The sequence below is a fragment of the Actinoplanes sp. NPDC051633 genome (genome assembly GCF_040681735.1).
Lineage (GTDB): Bacteria > Actinomycetota > Actinomycetes > Mycobacteriales > Micromonosporaceae > Actinoplanes.
Genome location: NZ_JBFAZH010000711.1, coordinates 1 through 4,095, shown reverse-complemented (window position 1 = coordinate 4,095; position 4,095 = coordinate 1). Strand labels below are relative to the sequence as shown.

General features: G+C 70.1%; 4 protein-coding genes and 1 pseudogene. 2 read left to right on the top strand and 3 right to left on the bottom strand.

The window, feature by feature from the left end; all coding sequences use genetic code 11:
• Positions 1–540 (top strand): annotated as a pseudogene (locus AB0M20_RS30350) (serine/threonine protein kinase); the annotation flags it as partial.
• Positions 537–2,306: a Stk1 family PASTA domain-containing Ser/Thr kinase gene (pknB, locus tag AB0M20_RS30345; protein WP_364303747.1), complete on the top strand. Its 1,770-nt coding sequence runs from the start codon at positions 537–539 to the stop codon at positions 2,304–2,306. The pseudogene AB0M20_RS30350 and the gene pknB, both read left to right, overlap by 4 nt.
• Here the strand turns inward: pknB and AB0M20_RS30340 are convergent.
• The 3 genes from AB0M20_RS30340 to AB0M20_RS30330 all read right to left on the bottom strand — a co-directional run.
• Positions 2,303–2,953: an aminodeoxychorismate/anthranilate synthase component II gene (locus tag AB0M20_RS30340; RefSeq protein WP_364303746.1), complete on the bottom strand. Its 651-nt coding sequence runs from the start codon at positions 2,951–2,953 to the stop codon at positions 2,303–2,305. The genes pknB and AB0M20_RS30340 overlap by 4 nt on opposite strands.
• 5 nt (positions 2,954–2,958) lie before the next feature.
• Positions 2,959–3,249, bottom strand: a complete 291-nt coding sequence (locus tag AB0M20_RS30335) for a hypothetical protein (protein WP_364303744.1) — start codon at positions 3,247–3,249, stop codon at positions 2,959–2,961.
• Between the two features lie 9 nt (positions 3,250–3,258).
• Positions 3,259–4,095, bottom strand: an 837-nt coding sequence (locus AB0M20_RS30330) for a class E sortase (protein WP_364303743.1), incomplete at its 5' end; no start/stop codon positions are given.

Here is a 4,095-nt window from a genome sequence, read left to right as displayed (position 1 = left end):
GGGGTGGCCCGGCAAGCCGCGTCTTCGCTGACCACGGCGCATCAGCAGCCGGTGGTGAACGGCGCGCCGGTCGGCAACCGCCCGCAGTCGGTTCCGCCCGTCACCTCCGCGCCGCCGCAGTCGCGGCCGCCCTACCCGCCGGTGCCGCGACCCGTCTCGGGCGCCCAGGCGCGGGGGGCCGCCTCCGTGCCACCGGCCCAGCAGCCGTATCGTCACCCGTCGGTGCCGCCGATGGCCCAGCATCCGCATCAGCCGCAGATGAAGCCGCAGCCCCAGCCGCAACAGGGTTCGGGCGGGCGACAGGTGCTGATCGTGCTGGCCGTGGTGCTCGCACTGCTGGTGCTGCTGTGTGCCGGGGTCATCTCGTTCCTCCTGAACCAGGGAAACACGATCGCTCTGGGCGGTTCCGCTGCGAATGTGGCGGTCGTCCGCACGGGCGTGGCCGGCGAGGGAACGCCGGCGACGTCGTACCGTCTTAGAGAGCAGGCCGCCGATCAGCGGGGCCTGAACGGCTCGAGTGAAGGACGACACACGCTATGACGGCGCAGGCCCGCCTGCTCGGTGGCAGGTACCAGGTCGGCGAGCTGCTCGGCTACGGCGGCATGGCCGAGGTGCACAAGGGGCGTGATCTCCGGCTCGGCCGCGACGTGGCGATCAAGATGCTGCGCACCGACCTTGCCCGCGACGCCACGTTCCAGGAGCGGTTCCGCCGCGAGGCGCAGAACTCGGCCGCCCTGAACCACCCGGCCATCGTCGCGGTCTACGACACCGGCGAGGAAATCTCGTCCACCGGCGAGAAGCTGCCGTTCATCGTCATGGAGTACGTGAACGGCCGCACCCTCAAGGAGGTCCTCGCCCAGGAGCAGCGCATCCAGCCGCGCCGCGCCCTGGAGATGATCGCCGACATCTGCGCCGCGCTGGAGTTCAGCCACCGGCACGGGATCATCCACCGCGACATCAAGCCCGGCAACGTGATGGTCACCCCGAACGGCCAGGTCAAGGTCATGGACTTCGGGATCGCCCGGGCCCTGGCCAGCGGCGCGACCACGATGACGCAGACCAGCGCGGTGATCGGCACGGCGCAGTACCTGTCGCCGGAGCAGGCGCGCGGCGAGTCGGTGGACGCCCGCTCCGACGTCTACGCCGCCGGGTGCGTGCTCTTCGAGCTGCTCGTCGGTCACCCGCCGTTCGTCGGTGACAGCCCGGTCAGTGTGGCCTACCAGCACGTACGCGAGGACCCGAAAGCACCCAGCGACATCAACCGCGAGGTTTCGCCGGACGTCGACGCGATCGTGCTCAAGGCCCTGGCCAAGAACCCGCTGAACCGCTACCAGAGCGCGCAGGAGATGCGCGCCGACGCCCTGCGCGCGGTCTCCGGCCGCCCGGTCCTGGCCACTCCGGTGATGACCGAGGCCGAGACCATGGCGATGGCCGGGCCGATGCGTCCCACGGCGGCCACCACCCAGATCAGCCGTCCGATCGCCGGCGCGCCGCCGCGGCCGCCGCAGCGCAAGTCGTCGTCCTGGGTGATGGCGGTGCTGGCCGCACTCGGCGTGCTGGCGGTGGTCGCGCTCGGTGTCGGGCTCGCGCTCTCCCGCAACAACGACGACAAGCCGACCACCCCGACCACCCCGACCGTGTCGATGCCGAAGGTCACCGGCCTGACCGAGGAGCAGGCGACGGCGAAACTGACCGCCGCCAAGCTCACCCAGGTCACGGCCGGCGAGGCGGTCGAGACCGAGGACTGCCCCGCGACGCCCACGGTTGAGAAGCAGGACCCGGCGCCGGGCACCTCGATCCCGGCCGACCAGCAGGTCACGTACACGCTGTGCAAGGCGCCCGACCTCGTCACGGTGCCGCGCGGCCTGGTCGGCAGCACGCAGGAGGCCGCCGAGGCCGCCTTGGAGGGGCTCAATCTCAAGGTGGACACGCAGCAGGTCGACAGTGATCAGCCCGAGGGCCAGGTCATCTCCGTGGAGAAGCAGGGCCAGCAGGTCAAGCCGGAGACGACGATCACGATCAAGGTCTCCCGGGGGAACCAGCTCCTCATGCCGAACGTCGTCGGCAAGTCCGAGGAGGCCGCCAGGGCGGTGCTCGAGGGCTTCAACGTCTCGGTCAAGGAAGTGCAGCCGACCGACGGCAGCGCACCCGGCACGGTGGTCGACCAGACCCCGAAGGCGAAATCGAAGGTCAAGCGTGGCGCCAATGTGACGCTCACGGTGGTCGCCGAGCCCGACCCCGACCCCACCGACACGCCCACGACCGAGCCCACCGACCCCAACCAGGGCGGCGGCATCATCAGCTAGGCGTTGGCGAACGCGGCCCGCCGCCGGGACTCGACCTCGGCGGCCAGGGCCGGCGCCTTCTCCAGCGCCGACGGCAGGCCGCAGGTCGCCAGCCAGTTCGCCAGCATCGTGTGTCCGCCCTCGGTCAGCACCGACTCGGGGTGGAACTGCACGCCCTCGACCGGCAGCTCCCGGTGCCGCATCGCCATCACGATGCCGGAGTCGGTCTGCCCGGTGATCTCGATCTCGGCGGGCAGGGTCTCGGGCAGCACCGCCAGCGAGTGGTACCGGGTCGCGGTGAACGGGTCGGGCAGCCCGGCAAGCACGCCGTCTCCCTTGTGGTGCACCTCGGAAGTCTTGCCGTGCAGCAGCTCCGGCGCCCGGGTCACCGTGCCGCCGAAGACCGCGCCGATCGCCTGATGTCCCAGGCAAACGCCGAAGAGAGGCACCTTCCCCGCGTACGCGCGGATGACGTCCATCATGATGCCCGCGCGGTCCGGGGTGCCCGGGCCGGGCGACAGCAGCACGCCGGCGGGTTCGAACGCCGCCACGTCCTCGACCGAGATCTCGTCGTTGCGGCGGACCTCGCACTCCGCGCCCAGCTGGCCCAGATACTGCACCAGGTTGAAGACGAACGAGTCGTAGTTGTCGATCACCAGGATGCGCATGGAGGTCACCTGCTCGCGGTGGCGGAGGGGTGCGGGGCGTTCGACTCTTCGCTGTACGGCAGCTCGTCCGGCGCGTTCTCCTCGCCGGGAATGACCGCGTTCGGATTCTGCTGGGCGGGGCCCTGCTCCTGCTGCGTACCCGTGCCCACCTGCACATCGTCGAACGGCAGCAGCGGGGTCGCCCACGGGAACACCACATACCAGAGCAGCGCCCCCACGGCCGCGACCAGAACGATCGAGCCGGACAGCTTGCCGGGCAGGCCGAAGGGCAACTTGCGCCAGATCCAGGCGTACATGACTCTCTCCTACGCCTTCTTCAGCTCGGCCGGCTTGCCGGCGTCCGGCGCGGCCTGGTCACGGGGGACCGTCTGCGCCAGCTCGGCATGCACGATCAGGCGTTCATAGTTGTTGAACTTCGGGTTGCAGGTGGTCAGCGTCAGTATCTTCTTCTTCGGCTTGGCCCTCGGCTTGCCGGGCACGGGCGCGACCACCTCGACGGCGCTCGGCAGCACGACCTGCTGGCTGGTCACCTTGTAGATGTACCAGCTGTCGCGGGTCTCCACGCCGATGACGTCGCCCTCCCGGAGCTCGTCCAGCCGCCAGAAGATCTTGCGGATCCGGTGGCCGGCGACCGAGAAGTTGCCGACCTTGCCGGGCAGCGCGGTGTCCGGGTAGTGACCGGGCGCATAGCGGATGTCCTGCGGCCGCACACCGTTGACGACCACCCACTCCTTGTCGAGCTTCGGGATGTAGAGGCGGCCGATCAGGTTCTTCCCGGGCGCGGCCGGTCCCTTGGGCGCGGCGCTCGGCCCGACGGTCGGGTCGGCCCACTGCTGCGAGAGGGCGTCATCGAGGCCGTTCTGCTCGTCCTGCACCTTGGCCGAGTTGCCGAACACCTCATACCCGGCGAACAGCAGCACGATCAACCCGAACGTGATCATGAGCTCGCCGGAGACCCGGATGCCGGTGCGGATGCGGGAGCCCAGCGTGGGGCGGGTCAGCTCGGAGTACACGCTCTTGTAACCGTCGTCCGTCTGCTCAGGACGCAGCTTGACGACCTTTTCGCCGCGCTTGGGCGTGATCTCTTCTGCATCGGGGGTTGGTTCGGCGGGCGCGTTGGCGGCGGCCTCGGCGACCGCGGC